The sequence below is a fragment of the Allobosea sp. P2_B12 genome, from assembly GCF_056404835.1.
This window is the reverse complement of sequence record NZ_JBFUDG010000004.1, coordinates 398,181-414,006: the sequence shown is the minus strand read 5'-3', so window position 1 is coordinate 414,006 and position 15,826 is coordinate 398,181. Positions and strand designations below refer to the sequence as shown.

The window sequence follows — 15,826 nt, the reverse complement described above, 5'->3', positions numbered from 1 at the left end:
GAATATGCCCTCATCACATGACAATCAGCGCGCGGCGTTGGAGCGAAAGCCCCAGCGCCGCGTTGCCGTTTAAGGACCAGTCCAACCAAAGGACTAAGTCCAGCAAGCCTTATCGCGGGGTGGAGCAGCCCGGTAGCTCGTCAGGCTCATAACCTGAAGGTCGTAGGTTCAAATCCTGCCCCCGCAACCAAAACACACCAAAACCCCGTCGCACCAGCGGCGGGGTTTTTGACGTTCCGCAGGGAAGAAATCGGGAGCAATTGACCTATTCGGCCGCATCCCGACGCGGGGCAGATGGTGTTTGGCGCCTCGCGGGATCATGCCTCGCTATGCAATCGCATCCAGACATAATTCAGCAAGTTCTGGCATCCACTTATCCCTGCCGCGCGTAGTGTGGCAAAGAGCGGATGGCCGCAGAACGCGGCTGAAAACGGACAGGGATCACGTTCGATGTTGAGGGGGACAGAACCTCTCCAGATCTGGGAGATCATTTCATCGCCGGCCGGTCACGCGGCGCTGCAATATGCGGCGGAAAGCGGAGCGCCGCCATTGGAGCCTCTGATCGGCCTGATCGAGGAATGGTGGGGCAATTGGCTCGACGACGATCGCGAAGACCACCTCCAGCGCCTGCACAGCATGGTTTCGCGCCTGATGTCGGCCGATGGCTGGGAGGAGGCCGGTGTCCGTCCGGTGCGCTGCGGGCGCCTGATCACCGAGGCGATGACCTTCAGGAAGGCCGGCTACGCCACCCTGCAGTAGCGCGGCCATCCTCAGACGGTTTCGTTCCGCTGTCAGGCGAAGACCGCCTCGTTGCGCTGGCCGAGTCGTTCGATCCAGCCGCGCTGGCGGTCGATGCAGCGTTCGCGCTCATAGCCCGAGACGATCGTCGCGCGCGCGGCGTGGCGCAGCCCACGCAGCATCGTGCCACTGAGAAGCGCCTCCTCGATTCGTCGCGCCAGTGCCGACGTGTCGTGGAACGGCGCGAGCAAGCCGTTGACGCCGTCGGTGATCACCTCGCGAATCGGTGGCGTATCGGAGCCGACAATAAGGCTGCCGCAGGCCATTGCCTCCAGCAGCGACCAGGACAGGACGAACGGCACGCTCAGATAGACGTGGGCTGCCGAGATCTGGAACAGCCGGACGAGTTGGTCGTGGGCAAGCCAGGGAATATGCACCATGCGATCGCCTAAGCCGGTCTCGGCGAGCATCACTTCGCGCCAGCAGCGGCCATCCTGCCGCGCCTGGCCATAGCCGGGCCCGTCGCCGCCGACCGTCACGAACAGGGCGTCCGGGCGGCGCGCGGCGACCAGGGCCGCCGCGCGCATGAACTCAGGATAGCCGCGATAGGGATCGAGATCGCGGGCCGCAAAGGTCACGACCGGATCGCCAGGCCGCAACACGCGTCCGTCGGGCAGGCGCAGGATGGCATAGGGATCGGGACGGCAAGCGTTCGAATCGATGCCGTCATGGCAGACCGCGATGCGCTGGCTCAGATGCGCGGGGTACTGCTGCTGCTGCCAGCGGGTCGGCGTGTAGGCTGCGTCGAGTGTCTCCAGCGTCAGCAACTGCGCCGCATTGCGCATGCGGATGCGGCGGCGCTCGGCGTCCGAGATCACCGTCGCGGGATCGAAGTCGAGATCGGAGCCGGTGCTGTTGTAGTAGTACTCGCAATAGCCCATCAGCGGCACGTCGGGCAGCGTATCGCGCGCGAAAAGCAGCCCGCCCCAGCCGATATGGCCGATGACGAGATCTGGCGGGTCGGTGCGGGCGAGCCGGCCGAGCACGCCGGCGACAGCCTCGCCGGTGCGCATGTGATAATCCGTCGCCGCCAGCGTGGCATGCGTCGTCGCCGATTGACCAACCGTATAGGTCAGCTGCCGGACGCCTGCCTGTTCAGGCGCCGCATGTTCCGTCACCAACGTCACCTCCGCGCCCTCGGAAACGAGGCGCGCGATCAGGTGAGCGAATTGACCAGATCCGGAGCGATGAACGAATAGGACATGCATGACGCGAGCAGGACGCCTCCATAACGCAACGAATCGCTCCACCACTGCTCGAGCCGGCGCAGCGTGTCGTGGGTCGTCTGAAGATCCATCTCGGCATTGAAGTCGGGGCTCTGGCCGAACGGGTTGGCCTCATCGAGCAGCCGCAATTTCTCGCAGAGCATCTGGCCCTTGAGCGACAAAGATATGCGTGCCAGCCGCCGATCGCGCGGCGACGCTCCACGCTCGAGATAGCCGCTCTCCACCAACTGCTTGAGGTTGTAGGAGGCGTTGGATCCGACGTAGTGGCCGCGGTCCAGCAGATCGCGAACCGCGATCTCGCCCTGGCCAATCGTCAGGAGCACCATCACCTGCGACGGCGAAATATCGTCCACGCCGAGCTTGGTCAGCTCCAATCGCATGTGGTCGAGAAAGCGCCGGCTGACGCGCTCGATGACGCGCGCCAGATCCAGCGACGAGACCGCTGGACGCGGCGCTGAGCCGTCTATGTCCCGTTGGCCGTCCACGTCCCGTTGTATGTCGGCCTCCCTATGGTGATGGCCGTTCAAGATGCTCTCCAGGAATTGGTCGCTGCTCTGCGGTTTGGACTGCATTTCCTACTCCGCCTCCGCTTGCTGTCAAAATGGGTAACCCCGACCCAAACGAATCCCACGCCCGAGGATTAGACCACACGCAAAGCACATGCCACAACTCACCGCAATATCCGAAGATTTATCGACAGACTCCCTCGATCAAACTGTTTCGATTTTTGAATTGTTTTGATTTTTTGCCTTAATTGTCGATATTAACCGGTGCTTATAGGCTGGTGATCTGTCATTGTCTTGCCATGACTAGCGTGTCAACGTGCCAATTGGCTGAGCGCGCACTCTGCTGCGCTCCGGCTCCTCGCCCAATTGGGGGCCTTCGATCCGGAGATCTGAATGAAGGCGAAGACAACCGCGCCGGACGTGCTGATCCGAAGCCTGCAGCGCTCCTTCGTGGCAGGCCTGACCTATGCTGGGGTCCTCAGCCTGTTCGTCAATCTCCTGCTGCTGATCGTGCCGCTCTTCATGATGCAGGTGCAGGATCGCGTGGTCGTGAGCCGCAGCTATGACACGCTGACGATGCTGCTCGTCATCGCCGTCGGCGGGCTGGCCCTCTACGGCGTCATCGAGTTCATCCGCTCGCTGACCTTCCAGACGATGGCGAGCATATTCGCGCGTCAGCTGAACCTGCCGGCGCTGCAGGCGGCGGTCAGCGCCTCGCTGGAGCAGGGCTCCGGACAAGCGACCCAGGCGATTCGCGACCTCAACGACATCCGCTATTTTATCGCGAGTTCCGCCATCGCGACACCGCTCGAAGCGGCCTGGTCGCCGATCTTCCTTGCGGTGCTTTTTGCGCTGCATCCGGTCTACGGCCTCGTCGGCATCGTCTCGCTGGTGATTCTGCTGGTGCTTGGCGTGTTGTCCGACGTGCTGACGCGGCGCGTGCTCAAGGAGGCCAATGCCGAGGGGGTCGCCAGCATCAACGAGGTCGGCGCGAGTCTGCGTCATGCCGAGACGATCGAGGCGATGGGCATGCTGCCGGCGCTCGCGATTCGCTGGCGCACGCAGCAACTGGCGATGATCGAGCACCTCGATGTCGGCACGCGGCGCGGCAAGTTCATCGCCGCGCTGACGCGATCCTCACGCATGACGATGCAGCTTGCGATCTATGCCACCGGCGCGGTGCTGATCATCCGCAACGAGGTGACGGCCGGCACGCTGATGGCGGCGAGCATCCTGCTGGGCCGCCTGCTTGCGCCCTTCGATTCGATGATCGCCGACTGGCGCCAATGGGTGCTGGCGGTAACCGCCTGGAATCGCGTCAAGGATCTGTTGCAGCAGCGCAGCTCGCAGCGCCAGACCGTGCCGACGCCGCCGACGCAGGGTGATCTGGTCGTCGATCGCGTCGTCTTCGCGCCGTCGGGCTCGGAGCAGACGGTGATCAAGAGCGTGTCCTTCTCGCTCCAGCCGGGCGAGGTGCTCGGCGTCGTCGGCCCATCGGGGGCAGGCAAATCGACATTGGCGCGGCTGATGGTCGGCGTGCTCAGGCCGAATGTCGGCGGGGTCTATCTCGACGGCCACAATGTCTATCTCTGGGAGCGTGGGTCCTTTGGCGCGATGGTCGGCTACCTGCCGCAATCGGTCTCGCTGCTGAACGGGACCATCGCGGAAAACATCGCGCGTCTGCGCAAGCCCGATCCGCACGCCATCCTGGAAGCCGCTCGCATTGCGGGCGTTCACGAGCTCATCGGACGCCTGCCGCTTGGCTACGATACCCATGTCAACGACGGCGACTTCAAGCTCTCCGGCGGCCAGCGTCAACGCATCGGGCTTGCGCGCGCGCTTTACGGCATGCCGCGGCTCATCGTGCTCGACGAGCCCAATGCCAATCTCGATGCAGAGGGCGAGCAGAGCCTGATCCGCGCCATCAGTGCGGCGCGAGAGAGCGGGGCGATCGTCATGCTGATCGCCCACCGACCCTCCGTGATGCAGGTGGTCGACAAGATTCTCGTGCTGCGCGAGGGGCGGGTCCAGCAATTCGGGCCGCGTTCCGCGATCGCCGGCATGATCACGCCCGGCGGCGTGGTCGAGATGGAACCCGCCGGCAAGCCGCTGGCTCCGGCGGCCTCCGGCTCCATTCGCGGGGTGACGGCATGACCGGACAGGCATTGGTCACACTGGAAGGCCGTGCGCTCGCCCTGGGGGCGTTGCCGCATGAGGAGGATGAGCGCCGGCCGTCCCTGCGCAGCCTGGTCCTGGCGGGTGTGACGGCGGTCGCCGTCGGGTTTGGGGGCTTCGGCGCATGGGCTATGACGGCAAGGCTCGACAATGCCGCCGTGGCGAGCGGCATCGTCGCCGTCGACAGCAAGCGCAAGACGGTGAGCCATCTCGAGGGCGGCGTTCTCAAGATGCTGCTCAAGAGCGAGGGCGAGCGCGTCGTCAAGGACGAGCCGCTGCTGCGTTTCGAGGATGCGCGCGCCAGAGCCGAGCTGCAGCAGCTCCAGGGCAAGCGCGTCGGGCTCGAGGCCAAGCTGGCACGGCTCAGGACGGAGCAGGCCAATGCGGCGGAGATCGACTTTCCCGACGATATCGAGCGGGGTCACTCGCCGATCGCGCGTGAGGTCATCCGCGCCGAGCGGGGGCTCTTCCAGGCGCGCACCCAGGTCTATGACGGCAAGATCCTGATCCAGCGACGCGTCATCGAGCAGCATCAGGCGGAAGCCGAAGCCCTTCAGGCCCAGATCGATGCGATACGCTACCAGCGCACGCTGATCGACGAGGAGACCCGCGTGATCGCGGATCTCTACGAGAAGCGCTACGCTAAACGCACCCAGCTCGTCGAGCTCCAGACCCGGCAGAGCGAGCTCGCCGGCCGCGCTGGCGAGAATGCCGCGCGCAAGGCCAAGGCCGAGCAGCAGGTGGCAGGTGCCAATCTCGAGATTCTCTCGATCAGCCTCGAACGCCAGAACGAGGTGGCCAAGGAGATTCAGGACAGCCAGCTCATGCTCTCGGAGGTGAACGAGCGCATCGTCCAGGCGGAGGACGTGCTGCGTCGGCTTGTCGTGCTGTCGCCGCAGGAGGGCATCGTCGCCAACATCCGGATGCGAACGGCCGGCAGCGCGATCGCGGCGGGCGAAGCCATCCTCGACATCGTGCCGGAGCAGGAACCGCTGATCGTCGAGGCCAAAGTCGATCCCCGCGACATCGACGTCATCCGCGTCGGGGCCGAGACGCGCGTCCGGCTGACGGCGTTCAATACGCGGTTGCTGCCGCCGCTGCTGGCACAGGTGACCTATGTCGCCCCCGACCAGCTCGTCGACGAGAAGACCAACATCGCCTATTTTATCGTGCGGGCGGAGATCAAGCCCGAGAGCCTGCGCGAAAATAAAATCGCGCTCCATGCCGGCATGGCTGCAGAGGTGCTGATCGTGAACGGCTCCCGCCGCGCGATCGATTACCTGCTCGCCCCCTTCACGGACAGCTTCAACCGCGCCTTCCGCGAGGACTGATTTGCCGCGCTGAATCAGGGAGATAGGTAGCTCGATGCTTCGCATGTGCAGCATTTGGGCAAAATGCGGACCAATATATGTTTCGATTTTCGATATTAATTCGTTTGAACCTCTCAGTATATTCTCTTCAAAATAAAGCTTAAATCATTGTGCGTCGCAAAAATGTCAGAATTAAATGCTTGCTGCACTGCATATATTGAGTACTCTTTAGCTCGTCGAGCGATGACGTGCGGTCTGTGCGTCGTCGGAATGGTGCCTGATCCGAAGCCCGGCGACGTGGTCGCCGGGCTTCGGCGGCACCCTCAGATCGCCGAGGAGGTGACGAATGGCTACGATCGAAGGAAGTGCTTTCGACGACTTTTTAGTGGGAAGTCGATTCAGTGATGTGGTTTTCGCTGCGGCCGGACATGACGTGGTCCAGGGCGGAAGCGGGCACGACGTGCTGTTCGGCGAAGAGGGCGATGATGTTCTCTTCGGTGACAGCGGCGACGATGCGCTCTTCGGCGACGAAGGTGACGACGTTCTCTTCGGCGGGCAGGGAGACGATTTTCTCAGCGGAAGCACCGGCGACGATGCGCTCTTCGGCGGCGCCGGCAGCGACGTCCTGCAGGGTGGCGCCGGCGCCGACCTTCTCCAGGGCGGCGCGGGCGCGGACATCCTTCAGGGTGGAGCTGGCGACGATCTCCTGATCGGCGGCGCCGGCAGCGACATCCTCCAGGGCGGCGCTGGCGACGATATCCTCCAGGGTGGCGCCGGCGACGATCTGCTCTTCGGTGGAGCAGGTGACGACATCCTGTCAGGCGGTGCCGGCAGCGACATCTTCAGCTTCACCGGAGGCGGCGGCAACGATGTCGTGCTCGACTTCCAAGCTGGCGACGACCTGCTGAAGATTTCGTCCGACATCAACGGGACCGGGATCAACTCTCCCGAGGATATCGCGGCCCGTACGAGCACCGTTGGCGGAAACGCCATCATCGATCTCGGCAATGGCGACACCCTGACCCTGGTCGGCGTCACGGCCGAGGACATCCAGAGCGACCCAAGCTCCTACTTCACGGTCGCCTGACGATTGTCACCCGCGGCGCCGGCTGCATGCCGGCCGGCGCCGCCCTTTTTCGAGCAGGGTCTTATTTCATGCTCTCACAAGCGCCTGTACCTGTGGTGGATTCGGCTCCGACGCAACTCGAGTTGCACCGGCTCGGCGGTTCGGTCTTCCTGCTGTGCTGGACGCGCGAGCTATCGCCTTTCGGCAAGCCTGCGATCGCGCTGTCCGGCAAGGGCCGGCGGCTTCCTTCGGCCTCGCTCATGCTCGGCCTGCGCGATGGACGCGAGCGGCTTGCGGTGGCATTCCGCCACAACGGCCATGATGGCATCGTCGCAACGCTGTCCGATCGGGGTCCGCAGGGCGACGTGACCGCGATGTTCGATCCGGCACTGGCCCATAACCTGGCCGAACCAGGCGAGATCCTGCGGGACCTGACGGCGAAGTCCCGGATTGCGCTTGCCGGCGCGCTCGCCGGTCCCTGGCCCGCCTTGTTCGGTCTGACGTCAACGGCGCAGTATCTCTCGTTCCTGCGCCAGTTCCTGCTTGCCCTCTTCCCGAAGACCGCGCCTGCCGTGCCTGTGGCGACGCTGGTCGAGGGCAAGTTGCTGTTCGAGACCGCCCTGCAGTCCGACTTTGGAGCGCTTCGCTCGGCCGCACGGCTGGACGGCGCCGGTCTCACCCGGCTTGATCTGCGCTCGCGGCTCGGCTCGGTCGATCGCAAGGGGCGGCACGAGTTTCACTTCGTTCTGGACGAGCCGCCGGCGCGTGGCGGCGGCCTGCTGATTCTGCAGGGCGAAGGCGGCCTGGTCGTCAGGCCCCTGCCACCGCGGCAGCCGTCGCAGTCGCTCGGGCGCTGGTGGGCGAGCAAGGCCGCCAGCCGGGACGGCCTGCGCAACTGGGTCGTCGAGCAACTCGCCGGCCTCTCCGAGCAGGGGCGTCTTCTGGCCATCGAGATGCAGAGGCGCCTGCCGCTCGCCGTTCAGAGCGTACATCGCAACGACGACCTGCCGGCTGCGGAGCTCGATCTTGCCGTCTGCAACAAGGCCGGCCTGCTGATCGGCGGCTGGCTGCGCGACCAGGATGGGCTCCTCGACGAGATCCTGCTGCACAGCGGCGGGCGCGCGCCGATCCCGATGCTCGACCGCCTGCAGCGCTTTCCGGCGCGGCTACCCGCCGGGCCGGATGGCGCGGCGCGCCCGGCAATCGGTTTTGCGGCTTTCGTGCCGGATTATGCGGCGGGCGCGCCGGTTCTGCAGCCGCGCTGCGAAGTGAGACTGAAATCCGGCACCATGCTGGTCCTGCGTCCGTCGGTCCAGCCGGCCGATCCCGCGGCCATCCGGGCAAGGGCGCTCTCGGCGATTCCGCCGCAGTTCCTCACTGCAGATGCGCTGGAGACGACGCTCGCGCCGCTTCTCGCCGCATGTCAGAAGGAGCTTCACGAGAGCCTGCCCGAGCCGCAGGTTCGGGGCTTCGGCAGCCAGATCGCGGCGCCGGCCGTCTCCGTGGTGATTCCGCTCTACCGCGTCTACGAATTCCTGCGCGTGCAGGTCGCGGCCTTTGCCGGGGATGCCTGGTTCGCTGGCAAGGCCGAATTGATCTATGTGCTCGATTCACCCGAGCACGAGGCCGAGGTCGCGCATCTGCTCGGCGGGCTCCATCTCGCTTACGGCCTGCCGATGCAGCTCGTCGTGATGGGGCGGAACGGCGGCTTCTCGGCGGCCTGCAACGCCGGTGCCAAGGCGGCGCGCAGCCCCATCTTGGCGCTGGTGAACTCGGATGTGATCCCCGCCGGCAATGACTGGCTGCCGATGCTGATCGAGAAGCTCAGCCCGCGCGACAGGATCGGCGTCGTCGGCCCGAAGCTGCTCTATGACGACGGTTCGCTGCAACACGCGGGCCTATACTTCAAGCGCGATAGCAAGGGCGTCTGGCTCAACCATCATTACTTCAAGGGCATGCCGGCAGGTTATGCCCCGGCCAATGTCGAGCGGCCCGTGCCAGGTGTGACGGGTGCGTGCATCGTGATGTTGCGGGAGCTGTTCCGCGATGTCGGCGGCTTCGACCACAGTTACATCATCGGCGACTATGAGGATAGCGATCTTTGCCTGAAGGTCCGGCGCGCCGGCTTCGGCATCGTCTATGTGCCTGGTGTCGCGCTCTACCATCTCGAACGGCAGTCCATTTCGAAAAGCGGCGACTACATGCGTGGCGTCGCCTCCCAGCACAATGCCTGGCTGCACACGCGGCGCTGGGACGCGCAGATCGACGCGCTGATGGGCGCAATCGACGGCACGGCACAGAAGCCCAGCCCGCGTGCGCCGGCACCGGCGGCGCAGGAGAATGATCTCATTCCCCGCATCAATCTCAGGAGAGCGACGGCAGCATGACGGCGATAACGGCCCTGAGACAGATCGCGCCCGAACAGGCACCCCCGGACGACATCAGCGCGGCTGAACTCGACCACCTGATGGCTTCGGTCCAGACCAACCGCTTCCTGCCGCACCCGCCGCCGGGCAGCATCTTCGTGGGCGACGGCGACTATCGCGCGATCGGGGCGGAATTCCTCGGCCATTACATCCGCCTGGGGCGACTGCGCCGGCATGAGCGCATCCTCGATATCGGTTGTGGCATCGGGCGCATGGCGGTGCCGCTGACACAGTATCTCGATCCCGAGCGCGGCAGCTATGACGGGGTCGATCCGGTCATGGATGGCATCCTGTGGTGTGCCCAGACGATCACGCCGGCCTATCCGCGCTTCCGTTTCCAGCGGTTGGACATCGCCCATCCGCTTTACAATCCGCAGGGCTCCCTGCCGGGCACGGAGGTCCAGTTCGGCTTCGCCAATGGCAGTTTCGACTTCATCACGATGGTCTCCGTCGCGACCCATCTGCCGCCCAACGAGCTAGCCGTCTATCTGAACGAGGCGTCGCGGCTGCTTGCTCCCGGCGGGCGGCTGTTCCTGACGGCCTTCGCGATCGACGGCCAGAACACCGGCCTGGAGCGGCTCAAGTTCAAGCGCTGGCAGGACGGGCCGGGCTGGTATGCGATCGAGGAAGCGCCGCTCGCGGCAGCGGGCATCGAGACCGACTGGCTGCTCGGGGCCGTTGCCGACGCGGGCCTGGCTTCCGATGGGCTGCGGCGCGGCCATTGGCGCGGCATCAATGCCGCCCATTACCAGGATCTGCTGATCGCGACGAAGCCGGGAGCCGGGCCATGACGCGCCGCATCCTCGTCGTCGCCCATAATCATCCCGACCTGCATCCCGGGGGCACGGAGATCTTCGCCCACGACCTCACCCAGGCCTATCGCGAGCAGGGCTGCGAGGTGCTGTTCCTGGGGGCGACCAACGCGATTCATCGCCAGCCGCATCCCGGAACCGCCTTTCAGGCGACAGGTGAGGGGGGCGATCTGCTGCTCTGGAGCGGCCATTTCGACCGGTTCCATCTTAGCCAGATCGACCACTACGGCACGCTGCAGGATCTCGCGACGCTGCTGACCGAGTATCGGCCGGACGTGATCCACATCCACCATCTCGTACTGATCGGCGCGGAATTCCTAGCGCTGTCGCGCCGGCTCCTGCCGCAGGTCGCGATCGTGATGACGCTGCACGACTATTACCCGATCTGCCATCATGACGGGCTGATGGTGCGGCCGACCGACAAGCAGCGCTGCACCGGCGCCTCGCCGACCGCCTGCCATGGCTGCTTCCCCGAGATCGGCTCCGACCGGTTCCTGCTGCGCGAGCGCTTTCTGAAGACGCATCTGGCTGCCATCGACCGTTTTGTCGCGCCCAGCCGCTTCCTGCGCCAGCGCTATGTCGAATGGGGCCTGCCGCCCGAGAAGATCGAGATCATCGCCAATGCGCGGCCGGCGCGAGACGTCGTGGCGCATCGCGCAACCAGGGGGCGACGCGGCAATTTTGGCTATTTCGGCAATCTCAATCCCTGGAAGGGCGTGCTGCCGTTGCTGCAGGCGGCGAAGCTGATCGCGGCCCGGGGCGATGCCGGCTTCACCCTGCGCATCCATGGCGGGGCGCCCTTCCAGAGCGAGGGTTTCACCACGGCGCTGGCTGAGGCATTTTCGGGGGCCGGCAGCACCGTCACGCATTGTGGACCGTACCGTCGCGAGGATTTGCCGGAGTTGATGGCCGAGATCGACTGGGTGGTCATGCCGTCCGTCTGGTGGGAGAACGCCCCGCTCGTCATCCAGGAAGCCTTCCAGCATCGCCGCCCGCTGATCGTCAGCGGCATCGGCGGCATGGCGGAAATGGTGCGCGAAGGCGTCGATGGTCTCCATGTCCGGCCGGGCGATCCGGCCGATCTGGCCCGCGCCATGCGCCGCGCCCTCGACGAGGACGATCTCTGGCAACAGCTCGTCGATGGCATCGCCGAGCAACCCGCCCTTGCAGATTGCGCGGGCCGGCATCTCGCCCTCTTCGACGACATCAGACTTCCGGTGGCGGCATGACGATGGCCCCGAACCGCGACGACACGATCCGCTTGCCGAACGTCACGCCGGCGCGCCTCAACGGCCGCGTCGATGCTCTTGACGGCAACCGTTTGCATGGCTGGATCTGGGACGAGGCCCGGCCGGAGGAGCATCTCGTCGTCAGGGTCTTCCGCGACGGCGCCCTGATCCAGGAGACCAAGGCCGATCAGAGCCGCGTCGATCTGCGGCGCAATGGCATCGGCGACGGCCGGCATGCCTTCTCGATGGAGCTCGACGATGCCGTCGCTGCCGCGCGGGACGCCCTGACGATTGTCGGCGTCTCGGACGCGACGGGCGTGGAGCTGGAGCTGCGGCTGCCGCCGCCGGCCGAGCTTGCCGCGGAGGCGGCGATCGCCGTGCCGCTGGCGCGCTTCTTCGATCGCGTCGAGGCACTGATCGCGCTCAACCGGCGCACGCAACTGGCGCAGAAGGAGCTCGGCGAGAAGCTGGACCGGATCGCGGTGCAGCTCGAGGAAGGTCGCCCGCCCGCTCGCGATGCCGAAGCGGATGCGGCCGCGGAAGGACAGATCGGCCAGCGCCTCGCGGAGCTCGACGTTTTCCAGCTCCGCTTCGATGCGACGCTGAGCAGCTTCGACGAGCGCCTGACCACCATCCGCAAGGAGGCTCGCGCCCCGCTGCGGCAGGTCACGATCATCCTTGGTTTCCTCGCCGGGCTGGCGGCCCTGATGTCCTTCGTCACGCTCGCCGTGCTTCTGGTCCGCAGGTGACATGATGCAGGTGACGCAATGAACGAGGTGATCATCCCCGAACGAACCCGCATCAGCCCGGCTCCCACGGTGGCCTGGACGCCGCTGGGCGAGAACGCGATCCTGATCATGGGCGCCTGTGACGCGATTCCGGGCAAGGTCCCGGTCGCGGTCGATGGCAATCCGCGAAACCGCGTCGAGACGATGGCGCTAACCTGGCGCCGGCCGCAGGCCGAGCCGTCCGTCGGGGTCGGCTTCATCTGCCTGGCGCCTGCGCCATTGCCGGACAGGCCGGGGGCAGGCGCGATCCTGCTCGGCCGACCGGGACGGCCGCTGCGCCTGCTCCTGGCGCCAAAGCCGCTCGGCTTGCCGGCCTTTCTCGACACGCTCGCCGAGGAGGCTGGGCAGTCCTTCCCGAGCGTCGTCGACGGACTGCTCGAAGTGCTGCTGGCCGGCCAATCCAATCCGCGACGGCTGCGTGCGGTCGGGCTTCTGCTGCAATCGGTCGCCAAGCCCGGCGGTTTCATCGAAGTGATGGGTCCGCTCGACGACAGCGTCTTCCTGCAAGGCTGGACCTCCAATTTCGCGGCGGGGCGGACGAAGCTGCTCATCGCCCATGGCGGGCTCTCGCCGGCCGCGCTGGAGGCGGGCACGTTCGAGCGGGACGATCTTGGCGATGGAGCGCGCGGCTTCTTCGGCCTCCTCGAGGATTGTCCCGTCCGCAACCCCGGCGAGATCGAGCGACTGTATTTCCGCGGAAACGATGGTTGGCGCGCGCTCGAGGTCTATGAGCGCCATGTGCTGCTCGAACCGATCACGGTTCCCGGCCATCTACGCGATGGATTGCAGAATGGCGTGGCGCCGCAGGCCACGACCGAAAAATTGCGGCGGGCCTCGCAGCGCTTCGACGGCCGGGACACGGTGTGTCTGCTCGATGTCCCGGTCCGCGCGGGCATCGACGACGCGACCGTCATCGACGATACCGGCGTCCTGATCATCGGCTGGCTGTTCGACCCGGAGCGGAAGGTCAAGGCGGCGACCCTGCGCAGCGGCTCGCAGTCCTGCGTCGTCGATCGGCTCTGGACACGCGTGCAGCGGCCCGATGTCACGGCCGCCTTCATGGAAGATCCGCGGTTCGGGCCGGCGCTGGCGGCGCGACGCAACAGCCACGGTTTCATCGTCTTCGCACCGAAGCTCATCCCGGAGCCAGGTCAGCCGCTCTACCTCGAATTCGAGATCGAGGGGACGGGACCGGCCTTCCTGCCGCTGGAGCCGGGCCGCGGCCAGGCGCGGCGGACGCTGGAGCGCATCTTCGGCCTGCTCGATCCCCGGTCTTCGACGGCCAGCACCGTCGTCGAGCGGCAGGTCGCGCCGGCTCTCCAGGCTGCCGAGATCGCGCCGCCGCGCGCGGTGGAAACCATCGATGTCGGCGCTTTCGATGCCGAGGCACCGCTCGGCCTCGTGATCGGGCTCGACCACCGGCACCGCGAGCTTTCGGCGTTGTTCGCGTTGCTGGCCATCGATCCCGAGGTCCGGCCGCTGCCGATCGTGATCGCGGCGCCCGCCGAGAGCTTCGACCGCACCGGCGCGGAGGCGCGGCGCCTGGCGCGCTTCTACGGTCTTAGCGTCCGGCTCGTCGTGGTCGAGGGCGTCGAGGATGCCTGCGATGCGCTCGAGGCCGGTGTCCGCGCCTGCCGCTTCCAGACGGTGGCTTTGCTCTCCGGGGCGGCCCAGATCCGGATGCCCGGTTGGCTCGGGCGGCTGGAGCGGGCCTATCGCGGGCGGGGCGGGCAATGCGTTGCGAGCCCGACGCTGCTCTTCGAGGACGATTCGATCCGCTGGGCTGGTGCCTGGCTCGAGGGCGAGGGGGCGGAGCGGCAGGTCGTCAACCGCTTCATCGGTTATCCGCTCGATGCGATCGGCCATCTCGGCCCGATGGAGGTTGCGGCTGGTGCCAGCGAATGCTGCGTCCTGTCGCGCGCGGCCTTCCTCGAAGTCGGCGGCTTTGCGCGCAACTACTTCACCACCGCCGAGAAGGGGCTCGATCTGTGCCTCAAGCTCCGGATGAGCGGGGCGCCCTCGCTCTGGGTTCCGGAGGTCGAGATCTATGTCGTCGACGATGGCGAGATGCGCCCGCATATCGGCGCGCTCGCGCAGCTTGCCGACCGCACCAGCTTCGATCGCCGTTGGGCGCTCGCCATTTCCAACATGAGAGGATGATGATGCGCGTACTCGTGGTGTCCCATGCGCATCCGTCGCTGTCGCTCGGCGGGGCGGAGATCGCCTCCTACAACCTCCACAAGGGGCTTCAGGCCTGCGAGGGCGTCGAGACCCATTATCTCGCCCGCACCGGAGCGCCGACGCCGCGCCATGCCAGCACGGCGCTGATGAGCCTGCGCCAGCGCGGCGGCGAACTGCTCTACTATGCCGAGGACTACGATCATTTCCTGATCTCGAACCGGGCGACCGAGGAGATCGAGCGCGATTTCGTCCGGGTGTTGCGCGATCTGAAGCCCGACGTGGTGCATTTTCACCATTTCATCGGGCTTGGCCTCGAATGCCTGTTTGCGGTGCGCGACACCCTGCCCGATGCGCTGATCGTCGTGACTTTCCACGAATATCTCAGCATCTGCCACCATCACGGCCAGATGGTGAAAACCGGCGCGTTCAAGCTCTGCTACCGGGCCTCGCCGACCGACTGCAATGCCTGTTTCCCGGACATCTCGCCGGCCCGCTTCCTGGCGCGCGAGACTTTTATCAAGGGCGTACTCGGGCTGGCCGACCATTTCATCTCGCCAAGCCGCTTCCTCGCCGACCGGTACAAGGACTGGGGCCTGGCGGAGGAGCGCTTCTCGGTGATCGAGAACGGCATCGACGTCGCTGCGGCGGCGCCGCCGCGTCCCCTGCCGGACCCCACCGCGCGCCGCTCGCGCTTCGCCTATTTCGGCCAGTTGACGCCCTATAAGGGCGCCGACGTTCTGATCGACGCCGTAACGCGCATTCCCGATGCTGTCTGGGGCGAGGACGCGATCCTGCTGGTCTATGGCGGCAATCTCGAGCGCCAGCCGCAGGCCTATCAGGACAGGTTCGCCAAGCTCGTCGAGGCCGCCGGCCGGCGTGTCCGCTTCTGCGGGGCCTTCCAGAACCACGAGATGCCGAACCTGATGCGCTCGGTCGATTGGGTGGTGATGCCGTCGGTCTGGTGGGAGAACTCGCCGATCGTGATCCAGGAGGCCTTCTTCCACGGCCGGCCGCTGCTCTCGAGCAATCTCGGCGGCATGGCCGAGAAGATCACCGACGAGGTCGATGGCCTGCATTTCCGCGCCGGCAGCCCGGAGGATCTCGTCGACTGCATGACCCGGGCGTTGAGCGAGCCCGATCTCTGGTCACGCCTGCGCGGCGGCATCACTGCGCCGTTGAACCATCTCGACTGTGCCGCGACGCATGTCGCGCTCTACCAGCGCCTCATCGCCAAGCGGGGCGTGCCGGTGCCGGAAAACCGCTCGGCGACGCCGATGATCGCCTGAAGCCGCGCGGATAAAAAAGGGGA

12 protein-coding genes and 1 tRNA gene are annotated in these 15,826 nt (G+C 66.0%); 11 read left to right on the top strand and 2 right to left on the bottom strand.

Annotation, left to right across the window (positions count from 1 at the left end; genetic code table 11):
- Positions 1–113 precede the first annotated feature (113 nt).
- A tRNA-Met gene (locus AC1DYU_RS13715) sits at positions 114–190 on the top strand.
- Between the two features lie 359 nt (positions 191–549).
- A complete protein-coding gene (locus AC1DYU_RS13710) occupies positions 550–759 on the top strand; it encodes a hypothetical protein (RefSeq protein WP_476792096.1) in 210 nt (69 codons plus the stop codon).
- A 32-nt stretch (positions 760–791) separates the two neighbouring features.
- Here AC1DYU_RS13710 and AC1DYU_RS13705 read toward each other — a convergent pair whose 3' ends face one another.
- Together AC1DYU_RS13705 and AC1DYU_RS13700 are read right to left on the bottom strand one after the other, a co-directional pair.
- Positions 792–2,006: a glycosyltransferase gene (locus AC1DYU_RS13705; RefSeq protein WP_476792095.1), complete on the bottom strand. Its 1,215-nt coding sequence runs from the start codon at positions 2,004–2,006 to the stop codon at positions 792–794.
- Positions 1,955–2,596, bottom strand: a complete 642-nt coding sequence (locus AC1DYU_RS13700) for a MarR family transcriptional regulator (protein ID WP_158482500.1) — start codon at positions 2,594–2,596, stop codon at positions 1,955–1,957. Before AC1DYU_RS13700 ends, AC1DYU_RS13705 begins: the two co-directional genes overlap by 52 nt.
- Before the next feature lie 327 nt (positions 2,597–2,923).
- Between AC1DYU_RS13700 and AC1DYU_RS13695 the strand changes: the two genes are divergently transcribed.
- From AC1DYU_RS13695 to AC1DYU_RS13655, 9 genes are all read left to right on the top strand, one after another.
- Positions 2,924–4,684 (top strand): type I secretion system permease/ATPase, encoded by a 1,761-nt coding sequence (locus AC1DYU_RS13695; RefSeq protein WP_476792094.1) that lies wholly within the window; start codon positions 2,924–2,926, stop codon positions 4,682–4,684.
- Positions 4,681–6,036: an HlyD family type I secretion periplasmic adaptor subunit gene (locus tag AC1DYU_RS13690; protein ID WP_476792093.1), complete on the top strand. Its 1,356-nt coding sequence runs from the start codon at positions 4,681–4,683 to the stop codon at positions 6,034–6,036. The genes AC1DYU_RS13695 and AC1DYU_RS13690 overlap by 4 nt, the downstream gene beginning before the upstream one ends.
- 325 nt (positions 6,037–6,361) lie before the next feature.
- The gene (locus AC1DYU_RS13685; protein WP_476792092.1) at positions 6,362–7,102 is read left to right on the top strand and encodes a calcium-binding protein; all 741 of its coding nucleotides are present in this window, start codon (positions 6,362–6,364) and stop codon (positions 7,100–7,102) included.
- A 68-nt stretch (positions 7,103–7,170) separates the two neighbouring features.
- Positions 7,171–9,468: a glycosyltransferase gene (locus tag AC1DYU_RS13680; protein ID WP_476792091.1), complete on the top strand. Its 2,298-nt coding sequence runs from the start codon at positions 7,171–7,173 to the stop codon at positions 9,466–9,468.
- Positions 9,465–10,298: a class I SAM-dependent methyltransferase gene (locus tag AC1DYU_RS13675; RefSeq protein ID WP_476792090.1), complete on the top strand. Its 834-nt coding sequence runs from the start codon at positions 9,465–9,467 to the stop codon at positions 10,296–10,298. The genes AC1DYU_RS13680 and AC1DYU_RS13675 overlap by 4 nt, the downstream gene beginning before the upstream one ends.
- A complete protein-coding gene (locus AC1DYU_RS13670) occupies positions 10,295–11,548 on the top strand; it encodes a glycosyltransferase family 4 protein (protein ID WP_476792089.1) in 1,254 nt (417 codons plus the stop codon). The genes AC1DYU_RS13675 and AC1DYU_RS13670 overlap by 4 nt, the downstream gene beginning before the upstream one ends.
- Positions 11,545–12,297 (top strand): hypothetical protein, encoded by a 753-nt coding sequence (locus AC1DYU_RS13665; RefSeq protein WP_476792088.1) that lies wholly within the window; start codon positions 11,545–11,547, stop codon positions 12,295–12,297. The genes AC1DYU_RS13670 and AC1DYU_RS13665 overlap by 4 nt, the downstream gene beginning before the upstream one ends.
- 18 nt (positions 12,298–12,315) lie before the next feature.
- Positions 12,316–14,496, top strand: coding sequence for a glycosyltransferase family 2 protein (locus tag AC1DYU_RS13660; protein WP_476792087.1), 2,181 nt, complete (start codon positions 12,316–12,318; stop codon positions 14,494–14,496).
- On the top strand, positions 14,496–15,803 hold the full coding sequence (locus tag AC1DYU_RS13655) for a glycosyltransferase family 4 protein (RefSeq protein WP_476792086.1): 1,308 nt from the start codon (positions 14,496–14,498) through the stop codon (positions 15,801–15,803). Before AC1DYU_RS13660 ends, AC1DYU_RS13655 begins: the two co-directional genes overlap by 1 nt.
- Positions 15,804–15,826 lie beyond the last annotated feature (23 nt).

What these genes read in the sequence shown, in the direction of transcription:
- AC1DYU_RS13705 (WP_476792095.1), bottom strand. Translation starts at nt 2,006, where the DNA reads ATGCATGTCCTATTCGTTCATCGCTCCGGATCTGGTCAATTCGCTCAC.
- AC1DYU_RS13700 (WP_158482500.1), bottom strand. Translation starts at nt 2,596, where the DNA reads ATGCAGTCCAAACCGCAGAGCAGCGACCAATTCCTGGAGAGCATCTTG.
- AC1DYU_RS13695 (WP_476792094.1), top strand. Translation starts at nt 2,924, where the DNA reads ATGAAGGCGAAGACAACCGCGCCGGACGTGCTGATCCGAAGCCTGCAG.
- AC1DYU_RS13690 (WP_476792093.1), top strand. Translation starts at nt 4,681, where the DNA reads ATGACCGGACAGGCATTGGTCACACTGGAAGGCCGTGCGCTCGCCCTG.
- AC1DYU_RS13685 (WP_476792092.1), top strand. Translation starts at nt 6,362, where the DNA reads ATGGCTACGATCGAAGGAAGTGCTTTCGACGACTTTTTAGTGGGAAGT.
- AC1DYU_RS13680 (WP_476792091.1), top strand. Translation starts at nt 7,171, where the DNA reads ATGCTCTCACAAGCGCCTGTACCTGTGGTGGATTCGGCTCCGACGCAA.
- AC1DYU_RS13675 (WP_476792090.1), top strand. Translation starts at nt 9,465, where the DNA reads ATGACGGCGATAACGGCCCTGAGACAGATCGCGCCCGAACAGGCACCC.
- AC1DYU_RS13670 (WP_476792089.1), top strand. Translation starts at nt 10,295, where the DNA reads ATGACGCGCCGCATCCTCGTCGTCGCCCATAATCATCCCGACCTGCAT.
- AC1DYU_RS13665 (WP_476792088.1), top strand. Translation starts at nt 11,545, where the DNA reads ATGACGATGGCCCCGAACCGCGACGACACGATCCGCTTGCCGAACGTC.
- AC1DYU_RS13660 (WP_476792087.1), top strand. Translation starts at nt 12,316, where the DNA reads ATGAACGAGGTGATCATCCCCGAACGAACCCGCATCAGCCCGGCTCCC.
- AC1DYU_RS13655 (WP_476792086.1), top strand. Translation starts at nt 14,496, where the DNA reads ATGATGCGCGTACTCGTGGTGTCCCATGCGCATCCGTCGCTGTCGCTC.